17 protein-coding genes are annotated in these 16,870 nt (G+C 70.5%); all 17 read right to left on the reverse strand.

What is annotated here, in order from left to right:
• On the reverse strand, positions 1-1,467 hold the full coding sequence (locus tag P1J78_RS05700) for a sigma-54-dependent transcriptional regulator (RefSeq protein ID WP_275566364.1): 1,467 nt from the start codon (positions 1,465-1,467) through the stop codon (positions 1-3).
• Positions 1,468-2,283 (reverse strand): hydrogenase nickel incorporation protein HypB, encoded by an 816-nt coding sequence (gene hypB / locus P1J78_RS05705; protein ID WP_275566365.1) that lies wholly within the window; start codon positions 2,281-2,283, stop codon positions 1,468-1,470.
• A complete protein-coding gene (hypA, locus tag P1J78_RS05710) occupies positions 2,283-2,624 on the reverse strand; it encodes a hydrogenase maturation nickel metallochaperone HypA (RefSeq protein ID WP_275566366.1) in 342 nt (113 codons plus the stop codon). The genes hypB and hypA overlap by 1 nt, the downstream gene beginning before the upstream one ends.
• On the reverse strand, positions 2,617-3,501 hold the full coding sequence (locus P1J78_RS05715; protein ID WP_275566367.1) for a hydrogenase expression/formation protein HupK: 885 nt from the start codon (positions 3,499-3,501) through the stop codon (positions 2,617-2,619). The genes hypA and P1J78_RS05715 overlap by 8 nt, the downstream gene beginning before the upstream one ends.
• On the reverse strand, positions 3,501-4,283 hold the full coding sequence (gene hybE / locus P1J78_RS05720; protein ID WP_275566368.1) for a [NiFe]-hydrogenase assembly chaperone HybE: 783 nt from the start codon (positions 4,281-4,283) through the stop codon (positions 3,501-3,503). The genes P1J78_RS05715 and hybE overlap by 1 nt, the downstream gene beginning before the upstream one ends.
• Entirely contained in the window at positions 4,280-5,098 is an 819-nt protein-coding gene (locus P1J78_RS05725; RefSeq protein ID WP_275566369.1) for a hydrogenase expression/formation protein, read from the reverse strand. Before P1J78_RS05725 ends, hybE begins: the two co-directional genes overlap by 4 nt.
• Before the next feature lie 12 nt (positions 5,099-5,110).
• Positions 5,111-5,494 (reverse strand): thioredoxin domain-containing protein, encoded by a 384-nt coding sequence (locus P1J78_RS05730; protein WP_275566370.1) that lies wholly within the window; start codon positions 5,492-5,494, stop codon positions 5,111-5,113.
• An 11-nt stretch (positions 5,495-5,505) separates the two neighbouring features.
• Positions 5,506-5,817 (reverse strand): HypC/HybG/HupF family hydrogenase formation chaperone, encoded by a 312-nt coding sequence (locus P1J78_RS05735; protein ID WP_275566371.1) that lies wholly within the window; start codon positions 5,815-5,817, stop codon positions 5,506-5,508.
• Positions 5,817-6,425 (reverse strand): HyaD/HybD family hydrogenase maturation endopeptidase, encoded by a 609-nt coding sequence (locus tag P1J78_RS05740; protein ID WP_275566372.1) that lies wholly within the window; start codon positions 6,423-6,425, stop codon positions 5,817-5,819. The genes P1J78_RS05735 and P1J78_RS05740 overlap by 1 nt, the downstream gene beginning before the upstream one ends.
• A 275-nt stretch (positions 6,426-6,700) precedes the next feature.
• Entirely contained in the window at positions 6,701-7,477 is a 777-nt protein-coding gene (gene cybH, locus P1J78_RS05745; protein ID WP_275566373.1) for a Ni/Fe-hydrogenase, b-type cytochrome subunit, read from the reverse strand.
• A gap of 4 nt (positions 7,478-7,481) precedes the next feature.
• Entirely contained in the window at positions 7,482-7,649 is a 168-nt protein-coding gene (locus tag P1J78_RS05750) for a hypothetical protein (protein ID WP_275566374.1), read from the reverse strand.
• Between the two features lie 12 nt (positions 7,650-7,661).
• Positions 7,662-9,455, reverse strand: a complete 1,794-nt coding sequence (locus P1J78_RS05755; RefSeq protein WP_275566375.1) for a nickel-dependent hydrogenase large subunit — start codon at positions 9,453-9,455, stop codon at positions 7,662-7,664.
• 3 nt (positions 9,456-9,458) lie between these two features.
• Positions 9,459-10,553 carry a hydrogenase small subunit gene (locus P1J78_RS05760; RefSeq protein WP_275566376.1) on the reverse strand — a complete coding sequence of 365 codons (1,095 nt, stop codon included), beginning with the start codon at positions 10,551-10,553 and terminating at the stop codon, positions 9,459-9,461.
• 218 nt (positions 10,554-10,771) lie between these two features.
• On the reverse strand, positions 10,772-13,006 hold the full coding sequence (gene hypF, locus P1J78_RS05765; RefSeq protein ID WP_275566377.1) for a carbamoyltransferase HypF: 2,235 nt from the start codon (positions 13,004-13,006) through the stop codon (positions 10,772-10,774).
• A gap of 76 nt (positions 13,007-13,082) precedes the next feature.
• Positions 13,083-14,513, reverse strand: a complete 1,431-nt coding sequence (locus tag P1J78_RS05770; protein ID WP_275566378.1) for a nickel-dependent hydrogenase large subunit — start codon at positions 14,511-14,513, stop codon at positions 13,083-13,085.
• Complete coding sequence (locus P1J78_RS05775) at positions 14,510-15,499, reverse strand: NADH-quinone oxidoreductase subunit B family protein (protein WP_275566379.1); 990 nt, start codon at positions 15,497-15,499, stop codon at positions 14,510-14,512. The genes P1J78_RS05770 and P1J78_RS05775 overlap by 4 nt, the downstream gene beginning before the upstream one ends.
• On the reverse strand, positions 15,496-16,830 hold the full coding sequence (locus P1J78_RS05780; protein ID WP_275566380.1) for a sensor histidine kinase: 1,335 nt from the start codon (positions 16,828-16,830) through the stop codon (positions 15,496-15,498). Before P1J78_RS05780 ends, P1J78_RS05775 begins: the two co-directional genes overlap by 4 nt.
• Positions 16,831-16,870: the final 40 nt, after the last annotated feature.

Raw genomic sequence — 16,870 nt, forward strand, 5'->3', positions numbered from 1 at the left:
TCACTCCTCCTCCGATACGGCCGCGTGCGGCTCGATCCCGTAGCGGTCGAGCTTGGCGCGCAGGCCCACGCGGCTCAGCCCCAGCTCGGCCGCCGCCTTCGACTTGTTCCATTTCAGACGGGTCAGCGTCTCGCCGAGAATCCGCATCTCCATCAGCTCCACCCGCTCCTTCAGCGTGCCTTCCAGCTGGCACAGGTCCCCCGCCACCGGCGTCGCGCCCTGCGGGCCGGCCTGCAGGATGTGGCGCGAGATCAACTCGGGCCCCAGCGTCATGTCCTGCGCCAGGATCAGCATCCGCGTCACCTCGTTGCGCAGCTCCGGCAGGTTGCCCGGCCAGCCATAGGCCTCCAGGAACTCCAGCGCCGGCTTCGACAGCCCGCGCACCGGCTTGCCATGCTCCTGCGCCGCGTCGTGCAGGAAGCGCTCGGCCAGGATCGCCACGTCGCCGCGCCGCGCCCGCACCGGCGGCACTTGCAGCTCGCCCACCGCGAGCGCATGGAACAGGTCCGACCGGAAGCCGCCCTCGGCCATCTTCGCCCGCAGGTCGCCATGCGCCCCGGTCAGCAGCCGCGCGGCGGAACTCATCGTCTCGTGGCCGCCGACCGGCTGGAACGCCCCCTCCTGCGCCACGCGCAAGAGCGCGATCTGCATCGCGTCCGACAGCGCGTCGATCCCGTTCAGGAACAGCGTGCCCCGGTCGGCCTTCTGCAGAAGCCCCACCTTGCTCTGCACCATGCCCGGCACCGCCCCGCGCTTCATGCCGAACAGCTCCGCCGCGATCACGTCGTCCGACAGCCCGGCGCAGTTCAGTTCGAAGAACGGCCGGTCCGCCCGCAGCGAGCCATAGTGCATCGCCCGCGCCAGTTCGGTCTTGCCGGTGCCCGGCTCGCCCGTGATCAGCACCGGGACATCGAAGCTCGCGTAGTGCCGCGCCAGCCCGATGGTGGCGTTCAGCGGCGAATTCGCCCCGCGCAGGACGTTGTCGAAGCCCAGCCCCGCCTGCGCGATACGGCGGCGCTCTTCCAGCTTGGCGCTCGCCGTCGTCCCCAGGTAACGCATCTCCATCGTGACGCGCTCGTGATCACGGGCCAGCGAAAAAAGCCGCGCGGCGTTGCGCACGGCCATCAACAGCTGGTCGGGATGCCAGGGCTTGGTGATGAACTGGTAGATGCCGGCGTCGTTGATCGCCTGGATCATGTCGTTCGTCTCGGTGTAGCCGGTGACGATGATCCGCACCGTCTCCGGCCAGCGGTCGCGGACCTCGGTCAGAAGCTCGATGCCGGTCTTCTCCGGCATCCGCTGGTCCGAGACGACGACCTGCACCCAGTGCTCCTCCATCAGCCGCCACGCCGCGGCGGCGTCCGCGGCCTCCAGCACGGTGAAGTCGTCCTCCAGCGCCATCCGCATCGCGGCGACCGAATGCGGCTCGTCGTCGACGATCAGGACGGTGGGCAGCGTCTCGGCCATCTACTCGGCCGCCTCGGGCGCCCGCTTGGCGGCCGCCTGCGCCCGCAGCCAGCCGATCCAGTCGCCCAGCCCCTCGCCGGTGCGCGCCGACAGGCGGATCACCTCGATCCCCGGGTTCACCCGCTTTAGGTTCGCCTCGTAAAGGTCCAGATCGACATCACAATGCGGCGCCAGGTCGACCTTGTTCAGCAGCGCCAGCCGCGCGGCGGTAAACATGTCGGGATACTTCAGCGGCTTGTCCTCGCCCTCGGTGACGGACAGGATCGCCACCTTGGCATCCTCGCCCAGATCGAAGGCCGCCGGGCAGACGAGGTTGCCGACATTCTCGATGAACAGCGTCGTGCCCGCGCCGACCTCCAGGTGATCCAGCGCGTGTCCCACCATGTGCCCGTCGAGGTGACAGCCCTTGCCGGTATTCACCTGCACCGCCGGGGCGCCCGTCTCGCGGATGCGGTCGGCGTCGTTGGTGGTCTGCTGGTCGCCCTCGATGACGGCCACGGGGCCCTCCATCGCCCGGATCGTGGCGCACAAGAGCGTGGTCTTGCCGGAGCCCGGCGACGACACGAGGTTCACCGCGTAAGTCCCCAGCGCAGCGAGCCTTTCCCGGTTCGCCGCCGCGAAGCGATCGTTCTCCGACAGGATGCCCGTCTCGATCTCGACCAGCCGCTCCTGGCTCATCCCGCCGACCTCGACACCCGCGGCGCCCCGGCCGAAATGGATATCGTGGCCGTGGTGATGATGATGATGGTGGTGAGACCCATGGTCGTGGCCATGCCCCTCGACCGCCGCGTCTCCGCATCCGCAAACCGTACACATCAGACCACCTCCATATCCCTGATCCGCATCTCGTCGCCGCCCTCCGGCATCAGCCTGCCGCCGCCACAGTCGGGGCACGGGTCCAGCCGGTCGGCGATCTCCACCTGTTTCATGCAGTCGTAGCACAGCGCGACGCCCGGCAGGTCGATCATCTCCAGCGCCGCGCCCTCGGCCTTGGACCCCTTCATCACGATGTCCCAGGCGAAGGACAGCGCGTGTTTCTCGACCCCGGCAAAGCGCCCGATCTCCAGCCGCACCCGCGTCACCCGCGCGATCCCGTCCGAGGCCGCGGCCCGCTCCACCACACGGCGGATCCCCTCGCAGAGCGACATCTCATGCATCCGCCATCTCCCGCAGCCGCACCGGGCTGCACGGATCGAGGATGTCCAGAAGCAGCGGCCCGAGCCCGGCCTTGTCGGCGGGAAGCGCGGCCAGTGTCCGGTCGAGGATGCCGCCCTCGGCCAGCAGGGCGTCGGTCGGCGTGACCCGCGCCAGCTCCGTCACGACCCCCTCGGCGACCGTGATGTGCACGCCATAGGCGCCGCGCGCCGCGGGCACCATTGCCCTGCCGTCTTCCGCCGCGATCACCGGCAACTGTCCCAGTGCGGCGGCCTCGATATCGTAAAGCCGTGCGGTGGCGCGCCAAAGCGGCCCACGCCCGTATGTGCGGGCGACATGGTCCATCACCGGGTGACGGGCGTGCCGCCCCGCCACGGAATTCTCCACCGGGGCGCCGTCCCAGAGCGTGGCGAAGGTCACCGGCGCCAGCCCCTCCGCGACCGCCTCGTGCGGCGCGAAGCTGTCGCGGATCCGCCGCAGAGGATCGGCCAGCGCGCGCCCGCTTCCTCGGAAGGCGGCGAAGTCCTCTGCGGTGCGCGGCGCGCGGTCCGTTCCGAACAGCGCGGTCAGCAGCCCGCGTCCGCCCTCCGCCCATCCCTCGGGCAGCGGCACCGGCGCCCGGCCGAAGAAGCGCGGCCAGGTCACGTGGAACTTCATCAGGTGGTCGCGCAGGCATTCCGCCGCGATCCCGCCCGCGTCCACCGGGCGCCCCAGCGCAGCCGCGATCCCGGCCCCCTGCGCCGCCCGGCACAGGTTGAACAGCCGCGGCAGCAGCGCCAGCACCTCGTCCGGCGACCGCCCGGCGACGTGGCGCGCCACCGGCAGGCCCGGCGCCGCCTCCGCCACCAGCGGCGGGGATATGCGGCCCGCCGGGCGCATCAGCCCTCGGACATCCCGGCGGTGATCACCGCCCGGCGACTCGGCGCCTCGGGGAACGCCTCATCGGCCCCCTCCGTGCCCTCTTCGGCCGCAGCCAGTTCCGCCTCACGCGCCGCCCGGATTTCCGCCGCGCGGTCGGTCTCGTCCCGGTGCGCTTCGTCGAACAGCGCCGACATCACCGCGCGCGCCACGTCCGTCGCCTGCTTTTGCGAGGTGAACTCGGCCATCGGCGAGAACAGCGAGCACGCCTTGTATCCGCCCGTCATCTCGCGCGTGTTGTGGAGGAACTCGTAATCGCCGGAGGGAAAGGAGATAACCTCCTTCTCGCCCGGTGTCAGCCCGGACCAGTCCGCGCCGTCCGGCAGCATGACGAGATTCATGAACCAGGGGCTGACGAGCACGCCCAGCAGCACCTCGCCATGGCGGCGGAACCCCACCGCCTCGACCTGGAGTACCTTGTTCACGATCGGTACGTCGCGCATCTTGGCGTGATAGACCTCGCGGAAATCGGCCACCAGCCGGTCGGTGACGGCGCCGATCCGCGCCGCCTCCCGCAGCGCGTCCGCGCCCGGGTCCTCCAGCACCATGAACTGCTCCTTCGGCGCGTCGCAGTTCGGGCAGGACCAGTCCTCGGGCAGATCGGCAAAGGGCGTGCCGGGCTCCACCTGACGGAAATCGTCGCCCTCGGCCGGGTCGTAGGGCGTCCAGCAGATCTTGCATTCCATCACCGCCTGCGCGCTGATCCGGTCGTTGGCGCCCAGATAGCTACCCTCGAAGCTCATCGCACCGCCTCCAGCACGTCGCGCAGCCGCCCGGCGCTGTCGGCCAGATCCTCGGGCGCGGCCAGCGCGACCTCGGGCATTTCCGTGACCTCGAAGGTGTCGAGGATCAGCGCGTCCATCGAGTTGAAGAACTGCACCCGCCAGACATGCGGCATCGCCGTCGCCCGGACCCGGCAGTTGCCGTAGCCGCGCGACAAGATATCGACCGAGCCCTCGCCCATCCGCGCGTCGAGCCAGGCCAGGTCTTCCTCGGTATGCGGCAGGAGCGTCAGGTTGACCACGTGCAGGTCGCCGCCGAAGGCGCGCGACTTGTCCGACAGCTCCGCCAGCAGGGCGGGCGCATTCACGACCCCGGCGCCGGGGGGCGCGGTGTCCTGCGGCCGGTACGGCTCGAAGGCGCGGGCGCGGGCCTGCGCAGGGACGGTGGCCACCTCGATCGCGTCGACCCCGGCGCCCGACACCACCCAGATCCCGGCGAAGACGCTTTCCTGCACGCGCAGCGCCGGCAGGCCGCGGAGCTTCATCGCCACCTCGCCCTCGCCCATGGTCTCCGCCACCAGCCGCCGGTTCGCCGCATCCAGGCCCGACAGGTCGAACCAGTCCGCCGGCCCGCCCTGCGCCACGCGCCCGGCCGCGGCCGCCACCCGGCCCATCAGCGTCAGCGCCGGGGCCAGCGCCGCGTCGTCCTCGACCTCGGGGATATGCGCCGAGAAGGTGCGCATGTCCTGCGGCAGCGGCATGTATTCCAGCGTCTCGTCCTCGGGCTGCGAGCCGGGGCCGTAGCCGACGGGGGGAAGGTGAAAGTTGGAAACCATCGCGATATCTCCTCAGGCCACGGGCGCCGGCTCGGCCGACAGGATCTGCGGGATGCGGGCCAAGTAGTCGCTCCAGTCGCGCACCTTCGGGATGCCGCCCAGGAACGCGCCGTCGCGGAAGAAGATCAGGCTCGGCGTCTTCAGCACCCGCACCGCCTCGCGCAGCTCGGTCTCCGCGCCGTCGCCCACCACGGCGCAGTCGAAGGCCCGCTGGAACGCGATCCGCAGCTCTGGCAGGATCACCGCGACATCGGCGCTTTCCAGGTTGCGCCGCGGGTCGCCCGGCACGAACAGGCAATGCGTGCCCTCGGCCACGCACGCTCGCACCTCCGCCATCGTCTCCAGCCGGGGCCAGCCCAGCTCGTCCGTCAGCCTGTCGATCAGCGGATGTCCCATGCCCGTCTCCCTCATGCTTCGCGCTTGCCCGCCGCGCGCGCCGCTTCCAGATGCGGCGGCAGCGCCGGGTCCCTGTTCTCCAGGTCGGCAAAGGCCCCGCCGGCCCCGCCGCCCGCCATCACCGACCGCAGCCCGTCCAGCGCGTCGGCGATCAGCCGCGCCTCCTCGGCCGAGATCACCTCGCGCGCCGAGCCCAGATGCGTCAGCACCCAGGTGCCCGGCGCCACCGGACCGGTCAGGGACAAATCCACCATCTCGCCATAGGCGGTCGTGCCGGCGATGCCGTCCACCGCGGCGATACGCATGGGCACGCCCACGCACATCAGGCCCGCTCCGGGAAGAAGCGCGCGTCGCCGGTGCGGCAGGCCTCCTCCGCGGCGGGCCGACCGTCTTCATAGGCCGCCTGCCGGATCGCGGCGTCCGCCAGGTCGGGGGTCTCGGTCCGCCCCGCCTCGGCCGTGAAGCCGCGGTCGGCCAGCCACTCCCGCGCGATGCGCACGGCCTCGGGAATCCGTCCCGCCACGACCGCGCGCAGCCCGCCGCCGTAATCCTCCAGCTCCTCGGGCTGGCAGCCGATCAGCACCAGTTCGCCGGGGCAGTACCCCATCAGCTGCGCCGTCGCGATCACGTCCTGGAACCCGGTCTGGTGCAGCGACATCTTCTTGGCGCCCATGAAGGCCGGGATCTCGTCGCCCTCGACCACCTTCATCTCGCCTGGCGCCAGGCCGTAATCGACGGCGTCGAAGACGACCATCACGTCGGCCTCCTCCAGGAACGGCAGCAGGTACAGGCCCTGCGTCCCGCCATCCAGCACCGTCACCTCCGTGCCGTAGCGCAGCGTTCCGGCCAGATGCTCGACGCAGCGCACGCCGAACCCCTCATCGGCCCAAAGCAGGTTTCCGATACCCAGGATCAGCGCCCTGCGCCCCATGTCACCCTCCCTCGCGTCGCCGGCGCGCTCCCCCGCGCCGCCTGTGGAAGCCAATCTACGGTTTCGCCCGCCGGGCGGCAGCGATTCTCCCACCTGAGAGAGAAATCGGGCAAACCCCTGATATTTTTGCCATTTCACAGAGCCGGGCCAGTATTGGCCGCCCACTACGTGCAAAGTTTCTTTCCATTTCACACGATGACCGAAAACCCGGCGACCAGCAAAGAAAAACGGGCCCCGAAAGGCCCGTTCCGCTTCGCGTCGCCGCTGGAAACCGATCAGTCCGGCCGGTCGTCCTTGAAGGTCCGGGTGCCCGAGATCATCGTCGACACCATCGACTGCCGGCTCATGATGTCCTCGCGGATCGCGGCGTAGATATGGATCATCATGAAGATCACGATGAACCACATCCCCAGGTGGTGGACCGAATGCAGCACCTGCGTGTTGCCCACCAGCCCGATCAGCCAGCCCATCGCCATGTCGGGCCACGACCCCTGCCCCGCGCCCTCGGCGTAAAGCGCCCAGCCGGTGAGGATCATGAAGCTGATCCCGATGGTCATGAAGAAGAACATCGCGATCTGCGCCAGCGGGTTGTGGCCCACGTATTTCTTGGGCTCGCGTTCGAGGAAGGCGTACCATTTCAGCTCGAACCACACCTCCTGCCACCAGCGCTTCTTCCACACCGGCACGTAGAACAGCTGCCGGGAATGGTGGTTGCCCACGATGGCCCAGTAGATGCGGGCGGCGAAGGCCACCGTCAGAAGCTGCCCGGCCGCGAAATGCGCGAACCGGGTATAGCCCATGACGAACTGAAAGGTCGCCTCGGCGAACTCCATCGACGGCAGGGGCGAGGCGATCAGCCAGCCCGAACCGATCAGCACTAGGATCAGCGCCGCGTTCAGCCAGTGCCACAGCCGCACCGGCCATTCGTAGACGAATACGCTGGTGCGCAGGCGGATGCTCTCCACGTCCTCGTGGGTCGCGTCGCCGGCCAACTGGGAACTGACCAGCGGCTCGACCTTGACGTTCGGGGAATGGATCAGGTCGTCCGGCATCGCCTCACTCCTTCCGACGCGCGCGCAGCGCCCAGAGAACCACGGCGACCCCGACCAGCCCCAGCCCGTGCAGCGGCGACAGCGCCCAATGCGCCGGCCCCTCGACCCCGTGCCCCGGATGCGCCAGCGCCGGCGCGGCCGTCAGTGCGAACATCGCGATTGCATGTCTCATGGTGATCCTCCCTCAGCGCACCTTGACGTTGGCCAGCTCGTCGCCGTCGGGCGACATGACGTGGGTCGAACAGGCCAGGCACGGGTCGAAGCTGTGCAGCGTGCGCAGGATCTCCACCGGCTCTTCGGGCCGTTCCACCTTGGTGTTCATCAGCGACGCCTCGAACGCACCGATATTGCCGGCGGTATCGCGGGGGCTGCCATTCCAGGTGGTCGGCACCACGCACTGGTAGTTCTCGATCCGCCCGTCCTTGATCCGGACCCAGTGGCCCAGCGCGCCGCGCGGCGCCTCGGTCGCGCCCACGCCCTTGGCCTCCTTCGGCCAGGTGGACGGATCCCACTTCTCGACATTCGCCGTGGCGGTGTCGCCGTTGACGCAGTTCCGCACCAGCTTGTCGAAGAAATGCTTTTGCAGCCGTCCGCAGTATTCGCTTTCCAGCGCCCGCGCGGCCGTCCGCCCCAGCGTCGAGAACACCGCCTCCAGCGGCAGGTCCATGTCGCGCAACAGCCCGTCGACCTGGCCCTTGATCTCCTCGTGCCCCGAGGCATAGCCGACGACGTAGCGCGCCAGCGGCCCCACCTCCATCGCGTGGCCCTTCCAGCGCGGCGCCTTGATCCAGGAATACTTCGCCGCCTCGTCCAGCTCCTCGATGTTGGTCTTCGTGCCCTTGGCGTTCGGCCCCAGCTCGTAGTTCGCCTCGGTCACGCCGTCCCAGGGGTGCAGCCCCTTGCCCGGCTCGCCGTAGGTGTACCAGCTGTGATCCACGAATTCCTGGATCTGCTCGGGATCGCGCTGATCCACGTCATGCACCGTCGCCAGGTCGCCGCCGATGATCGCGCCGCGCGGCAGGTGCAGCTGTTCGGCCGAGAAATCGTTCGCATGCTCGGGGATGTCGCCATAGGCCAGGCAGGCCTGCGACGACAGCCCGCCGCCATAAAGCCACGCCTTGTAGAACCCGCCGATCGCCTTGACATCGGGCAGATAGACGTTGGTGTTGAACTCGATGCACTTGTCGATGATCGACGACACCAGGTTCAGCCGCTCCATGTTGATCGCGCCCACGGCCCCGGTGCCGTCGATGTTGATCGGGCACGGCACCCCGCCCACCAGCCAGTTGGGATGCGGGTTCTTGCCGCCGAAGATCGTGTGGACCTTCACGATCTCCTTCTGCAGGTCCAGCGCCTCCAGGTAGTGGGTCGTCGCCATCAGGTCCGCCTCGGGCGGCAGCAGGTAGGCCGGGTTGTCCCAGTAGCCGTTCTTGAACAGCCCCAGCTGCCCCGATTCCACGAATTTCTTCAGCCGGTTCTGCACGTCGCGAAAATAGCCCGGCGAGGACAGCGGGTGCGACGGGCTGACCGCCTGCTGCAATTCCGACGTCGCCTTCGGATCGGCCTTCAGCGCGTTGACCGGATTGACCCAGTCCAGCGCGTGCAGGTGGTAGAAATGCACGATGTGGTCGTGGATCTGCAGGTTCAGCTGCATGATGTTGCGGATCGAGTTCGCGTTGTCCGGGATGGTGATCCCCAGCGCGTCCTCGACCGCCCGCACGCTGGTCAGCGCATGCGTGCCGGTGCAGACGCCGCAGATCCGCTCGGTGAAGGCCCAGGCGTCGCGCGGGTCGCGGCCCTTCAGGATCACCTCCAGCCCGCGCCACATGGTGCCCGTGGACACCGCGTTGGTGATCATGTTGTCGTCGTCGACATTCACCTCGCAGCGCATGTGCCCCTCGATCCGGGTGACCGGGTCGACCACGACGCGCTTGCCGGAGTTGTCCAGCGTGAAGCCGTTGGGAGTTTGAATGACCATCTATCAGACCTCCTCGCTGGCAGGCTTGTCCTGCGTTTTCTTCTGTGCGGATTTCAGCGCCGAGACGGCGGCGTGCAGCGCGATGCCGCCGCCGACCACGCCCGCCGCCGCCATGCCGACCTGGTCGGCATTCGCCTCGACCCCGAACTGGGTCAGGTCGGTCACCCGGTCGTAGAACGACCCCTGGTCCCAGAACCCGTCCTCGGAACAGCCGATGCAGCCGTGGCCCGACTGGATCGGAAAGGACACGCCCTCGTTCCAGCGCACCGTGGAACAGGCGTTATAGGTCGTCGGGCCCTTGCAGCCCATCTTGTACAGGCAATAGCCCTTCTTGGCGTTCTCGTCGTCCCAGGCCTCGACGAACTGGCCCGCGTCGAAATGCGGCCGGCGGTAGCACTTGTCGTGGATCCGCTGGGAATAGAACATCTTCGGCCGCCCCTGCCGGTCGAGCTCCGGCAGCCGGTCGAAGGTCAGCATGTAGGTGATCACGCCGGTCATCACCTCGGCGATCGGCGGGCAGCCCGGCACCTTGATGATCGGCTTGTCGGTGATCACCTTGTGCACCGGCGTCGCCCGCGTCGGGTTCGGCTTCGCCGCCTGCACGCAGCCGTAGGAGGCGCAGGCGCCCCACGAGATGATCGCCTTGGCGTCCTTCGCCGCGTGGCGCAGCTGCTCCACGAAGGGCTTGCCGCCGACGATGCAGAACATGCCGTCCTCGTTCAGCGGCGGGTTGCCCTCGACCGCCAGGATGTAGTTGCCCCTGTATTTCTCGATGGTGTCCTCTAGCGCCGCCTCGGCCTGGTGGCCCGCCGCCGCCATCAGCGTGTCGTCGTAGTCGAGGCTGATCATCGACAGCACCACGTCCTTGGCCAGCGGGTGCGCCGAGCGGATGAACGACTCCGAGCAACAGGTGCATTCCAGCCCGTGCACCCAGATCACCGGCGTGCGCGGCTTGGTCTCCATCGCCTGGGCGATCTTCGGCACGAAGGCCGGCCCCAGCCCCAGCGCCGCCGCCGTCAGCGAGCAGTATTTCATGAAGCTGCGCCGGGTGATCCCCTGGCTCCGCATCACCTCGTAGAATGTCTCGATCCGGCTCACGTCGGCCCTCCTCCATTCCGTTTGCCTTGCGTCGCGCCGGCATCGCGGCGGGCGCGGGTTGGGCCATCATGCCGGTATGCCACGGTGTGCGAAGGGGAAGCGCCGAAGGAATCGGAAAGCGCCGGAAAAGCGCGCGTTTCCAGGGACTTGCCAGATACTCTTGATGGAATTGGTCCGCCGCGGCCGGACTCCCGCTTACCGCCCCGCGCGGACGCCGGTCAGGTGCTTTCCAGCCGGGCCAGCGCCACCAGCGCCTGTCCCAGCGCCAGCCCCCCGTCGTTCGCCGGCACCTTCCGATGGACCAGCACCGGCACGCCCTCCAGCGCCTGCACTGTCAACTCCAGCAGCAGCGCGTTCTGAAAGCACCCGCCCGAGAGTACCACCGCCTCGGCCGCGCCGGTCTCCACCAGCCGCCGCGCCGCGCCGGCAAAGCCCCGCGCCAGCCCGGCGTGAAACCGCCACGCCATCTCCGCCGGCGCCACGCCGCGGTCCCGGTCCGCCCGCCAGCGCGCCCAGAGCGGCGCCGCGTCCAGCACCGACCCCGCCAAGTCCAGCGGGTAGCCCGCGCCCCGCTCTCGCGCCTGCAACGCCAGCGCCTCCAGCCCCATCGCCGCCTCGCCCTCGTAGCTCTGCGCGCCCGAAAACCCCAGCACCGCCGCGAAAGCATCGAACAGGCGCCCCGCCGAGGAGGACAGCGGCGCGTTCACGCCCTGCGCCGCCGCCTGCCGCAGCATTCCCAGCGGCCGGTCGGAGAATATCGCGTCGGCCACCTCGCCCAGCCCCGCGGCATCCAGCTGCGCCACCGCGTTCCGCCACGGCTCCCGTGCCGCGACGTCCCCGCCGATCAGCGGCACCGGCGAAAGATGAGCCTCGCGCGAGAAACCCCTGTAATCGCCCAGCAAAAGCTCGCCGCCCCAGACCGTCCGGTCGCGCCCGAATCCGGTGCCGTCCAGCACGATCCCCGCCACGCGGCCCCCGTCCAGCGGCCACCCGGTCTCGCCCAGGCAGGCCGCCAGATGCGCGTGATGGTGCTGCACCTCCACCACCGGCAGGCCCAGCCCGTGGGCGTGCTGCGTCGCGCGATAGCCCGGATGCAGGTCGCAGGCCACGGCCTCCGGTGCATGATCGAACAGCGCGGCATAATCCCGGTCCGCCTGCACGAACGCCTCCCAGGTCAGCGCCTCGTCCAGCTCCCCCAGGTGGTGCCCCAGCAACGCCTGCCGGTTCTTCACCAGGCAGATCGCGGCCTTCATCTGCCCGCCATAGGCCACCAGCTGCCGCCCACCGAACCCCTCGGGCAGCGGCAGCGTCCCCGGCACCCGGCCGCGCGCCCGGCGCAGCACCATGGGCCCCTGCGGCGTGATCCGCTCCACGCTGTCATCCAGCCGCCGCGCGATCTCGCGGTCGTGCATCACGAAGGCATCCGCGAAACCGCCCAGCGTCTCCCGCGCCTCCGCGTTGCCGATCGCCTGCGGCGCGCCCGACAGGTTGCCGGAGGTCATCACTAGCGGCCGCCCGACCGCGCCGCACAACAGGTGGTGCAACGGCGTATAGGGCAGCATCCAGCCCAGCGTCGCCTGCCCCGGCGCCACCTCCTCCGGCAGTGCCGCGCCGGCCTTCTCCAGCAACACGATCGGCGCCGCCGGATCCTGCAGCAGCGCCGCCTCCTCCTCCGAGACCGACGCATACCGCCGCACCACCTCCAGCGGCGCCATCAGCGCGAACGGTTTCGCCGGCCGCCGCTTCCGCGCCCGCAACAGCGCCACCGCCGCCGCATCGGTCGCGTCGCAGGCCAGGTGAAACGCGCCCAGCCCCTTCACCGCGACGATTCCACCGTCCCGCAGCGCCTCGGCCGCCAGCGCCAGCCAGTCGCCCGCGACCTCGACCCCGTCCCGTTCGACCCAGACGCGCGGCCCGCACTCCGGGCAGGCGACCGGCTGGGCATGGAACCGACGGTCGCCGGGATCCTCGTATTCCGCCCGGCACGCCGCGCACATGACGAAGGGTGCCATCGTCGTCTGCCCGCGGTCATAGGGCAGCCCGGTGAGAATGCTGAACCGCGGCCCGCAATTGGTGCAGTTGGTAAAGGCGTAGCCGCGCCGCCGCCCGTCACCGAAGATCTCGGCCACGCAGTCCGCGCAGCTCGCCGCGTCCGGCGTCACCCGCGTCTCGGCCCCCGGCCCGCCCGAGGCCACGATCACGAAGTCCGCCCGCTCGGCCACCTCGCAGGGCGCCGCCTCCACCGCGTCCACCCGCGCCAGCGGCGGCGCCTCCGCCGACAACGCCGCGACGAAGGCGTCCAGCCCCGCCCCGCGGGCGAAGACCAGCACCCCCTCGGCGTCGTTCCGCACCTCGCCCGTCACCCCGTGCGTCCGCGCCAGCTGCCAGACGAAGGGCCGGAACCCCACGCCCTGCACCTGCCCGCGCACCCGGATCCGCATGCCCGACGTCATGGCTTCATCTTGGCCCAAATACTCCGGGGGCGTCCGAAGGACGGGGGCAGAGCCGCCGGGATCCCGGCCGCCCCGCTCAGTGCACCGTGCAGACCATGCAAGGGTCGAAACTCCGCACCACGTGCTGCACCGCCACCGGCGTCTCCTCGGCCTCGACCACCGGGCAGCCGACCAGCGCCGCCTCCACCGGCCCCGGCACGCCCTCGGCGTCGCGGGGCGAGAAGTTCCAGGTCGTCGGCGCCACGATCTGGTAGCCCGCGATCCGCCCGCGCTCGATCCGCAGCCAGTGGCCCAGCGTGCCCCGCGCCGCCTCGACGAGCCCGGCGCCGGCCCCGTCCTTCGGCAGGTCCCAGTCCCCCATGAACCGCGCCGCCGGGTCGAGCCGCGCCGCCCAGTCCTCCAGCCAGAGCTGCGTCCGCGCGATCTCCAGCAGCCGCCCGGCGATGCGCGCCCGCACGCCGGCCTCGTCCGCCAGCGCCAGGGCCAGCGGGTGCCCGTCCACCACCTGCCGCGCCAGCGCGCCGACCTCGACGGTCCCGCCCGCCAGCCGCGGCGCCTTGCACCAGGAATAGCCTGGCTCGCGCATGTCCTCGTCCGGCGCGGTGACCCCCTCGGCGGGATGCGCCGCGCCGCCCAGCATCCACGCGTGGCTCAGATCCTCGACCACCTCGGCCGGGTCGAACGCGCGCAGCGCGCCCGCCTCCCAGACCCCGGCCCGCGTCGCCCGGCCCTCGGGCATCGGATACGCGCCGCAGGACAGATACCGTCCCGGCCCGCGCCCCAGCGTCGCCAGCCCGAGATCCGCCGCGATCTCGCCGAACAGCCCCGCGGCCCCCGTGCCCCAGGCCTCCAGCCCCGCCACGCTGTCCAGCGCCGCGAACTCCTCCAGCCGCGCGCCGAACAGCACCGTCTCCAGCGCCCGGCGATGCGCCCGCAGCGCGGTCTGTATCTTCACCTTGTCGCGCGCATCCGGCGTCCGCGTCACCCCAGCGGGCTGGATCGCCAGGGTGTGCGGCCACTTGCCGCCCAGAAGCCCCACGATGTGAAACAGCCGCGCCCGCGCCTCCAGCAACGCCCGCGCGACCGAGCCCTCCTGCGCCGTGAACGCCTCCACCGCGCGCCCGTGCCAGGCCCGGCCCGCATAGACCGGCCGCGCGAAATCCGGCATGAAGAACAGCGCGAAATGCGTCAGGTGGTCGGCCAGGTTCTCGACCCCGTGCAGGATCGCGGCCGCCAGCGCCCCCTGCTCGGGCATCTCCGCCCCCGACGCCTCGGCCAGCGCGAAGGCCGCCGCCGCCGACTGGCTGATCGAGCAGATGCCGCAGATCCGCGGCGTGATCGTCAGCGCGTCGCGCGGGTCGCGGCCCGTGAGCATCATCTCGAAGCCCCGGAACAGCGGCGAGTTGGCCCAGGCCGCCGCCACCCGGCCCTCGGCCACGTCAAGCCGGATTTCAAGGTCGCCCTCGACCCGGTTGAACGGCCCGACCAGAAGCTGCCGTTCGCTCATGTCTCGCGCTTCGGCGCCGGGGCGACGCGGATGCGGTCGGAATGCGCGTTCACGTCGATCCGCCGCGGCGTCGCCGCCTTCGACAGCGACGCCAGCGCCATGAACCACGCCTTCGGCATGTCCGAGGGCAGGCCCACCGGGATGCCGGCGATCGTCGGCGTCTCGGTGTAGGTATGCCCCGGCTCCTCGAATTCCGGCGAGGTGCAGGCGATACACGGGTAGCCGCCGCGCGTACACGATCCCTCGCCGTTCCATGGCCGGATGTTGCAGTCGCCCACCGCCTGCGTGCCGACGCAGCCCAGATGCTCCATCATGCAGCCCAGCTCCGACAGCGCGCGCGCCGAGGCCTTGTATTCGTAGTATTCGTTCTTCGGACAGCCGTGATGCACCAGGTGATCGGCATAGAACCGCGGCCGGCGATAGCGGTCGAGGTCGCCCGCGCCGATCAGCCCGCCCGCCAGCATCAGCAGCGTCTCCGTCACCCAGGCCGGATGCGTCGGGCAGCCCGCCACGTTGATGACCGGCAGGCCCGAGCGGCTGCGGAACCCTTCGTCCAGCGCCCCGCCCGCGTGCGCGCCGTCGTATTGCAGGCCGATGGCGCCGGCCGGGTTGCCGCCCGCCGCGGTGATCCCGCCGAACGCCGCGCAGGAGCCCACGGCCACGACATGCTCGGCCATCGGCGCCAGCGCCCGCACCCAGTCCAGCATTGCCCGCCCGGTGCCCGACAGCATGTGGAACTTGCCCGTGCCCTTCGGCCCGGTGACGATGGAGCCCTCGACGCACAGCACGTCGAGCACCGTCTCGCCCCGCTCCACCGCGTCCAGCAACGCGCGCACCTCCGCCCCGGTCTCGACCGACAGCGCCGGATGCCACAGAAACGAGATGCCCGCGTCGCCGAGCGTGTCGAACAGGTTCGGGTTCTCGGCGCACAGAAGCGACATGGTACAGCCGCCGCAGCCCGCCGATTGCAGCCACAACACGTTCATGCCTCGCCCTCCCGTGGCAGCTCCAGGCGGAAGCACCCGCCCGGGCCGGGGCCCAGGTGCAGCTGCCCGCCATGCTCGTCGGCGATCTTGGCGCTGATGGAAAGCCCCAGCCCGGTGCCGCGCCCCACCGGCTTGGTCGTGAAGAACGGATCGAAGATCGCCGCGCGCGCCTCCTCCGGCACCCCCGGCCCGTTGTCGCACACGGTCAGCACCGCGCGCTCCGCCGCGCAGGCCACGTCCACCGTCAGCTCGGGCGCGGCGGCGCCCTCCAGCGCGTCCATCCCGTTCTGCACCAGGTTCATCACGATCTGCTGGATGTGCCCGGGCACGCCCTCCACCCTGCAGGCCTCGGCCCCGGTGAACCGCACCGCGATCCCGCTCTTCGAGCCGCGCTCGACCCAGCGCGCCGCGACCCGCGCCACGTCGACGAGGTCGAAGACCACCCGCTCGCCGCTGCCTTCGGCCGACAACCGCCGCAGGTCGGCCACGATGTCGCGCACCCGTTCGGCGCCCTCCGTCGCGCCGCGCACCGCGTCGGCCAGGTTGCGCAGGTTGCGCTCCAGCTTCAGATCCTCGCGCAACTGCACCAGTTCGCTGCGCGGCGCCCCGTCCTTCACCCGCTCGAAATAGGTCTCGAAGGTGCCGACGTATTTCTCCAGCGCGTGGACCGAGGCATAGACGAAGGAAATCGGGTTGTTCAGCTCGTGCGCCACCCCCGCCAACAACCGGCCGAGCGAGGCGAGCTTCTCGTTGCGCACCAGCTGGCTCTGCGCCTCCTTCAGCTGCCGGTGGCTCCGCTCCAGTTCGGCATAGGCCCGGCGCAACTCGCCCAGCGGCCGGCCGGTCAGCACCGCGCCCACGTAGCGCCCCCGGTCCGACAGCCGCGCCGCCAGCGAGATGTCGAACGGCATCGCCCCCTCGGACGTCACCAGGTCGGCCTCGAAACTGGCGCTCTCGCGGCTCAGCCGCAGGTCGTCCAGCGCCGCCGCGATCCGGGCCGCGCCGTCCTCGGTGAAGAACGCCTGCAGCGCCCGCCCGGTGATGGCGCCCGGCTCAGCGTCCGGCTCGGCTTCGACGGCACGGGCGAAAGAGGCGCTGATCTCCTCGATCCGGCCGTCCCGGCCCACCACCGCCATGATGTCGCTGACCGAGCCCAGCACCGACTCGATGAACCGCCGCGCCGCGTGCAGCTCGGCATTCTGCCGCTCCAGCCGTTCCTGGTACTCGACCAGTTCCGCATAGGTCCGGTCCACGGCATCCAGCACGTCGCCCCAGGCGTCGTCGGAAAAGCCCGCCCGGTCGGCAGGGTCGGAGGCGGTCGCGGTGTTCACCGCCCGACACTAACGCCCCGCCCCCGCCCGCCACAAGAGC

The organism is Psychromarinibacter sediminicola, from assembly GCF_029168335.1.
In the GTDB taxonomy this organism is placed as follows: domain Bacteria; phylum Pseudomonadota; class Alphaproteobacteria; order Rhodobacterales; family Rhodobacteraceae; genus Psychromarinibacter; species Psychromarinibacter sediminicola.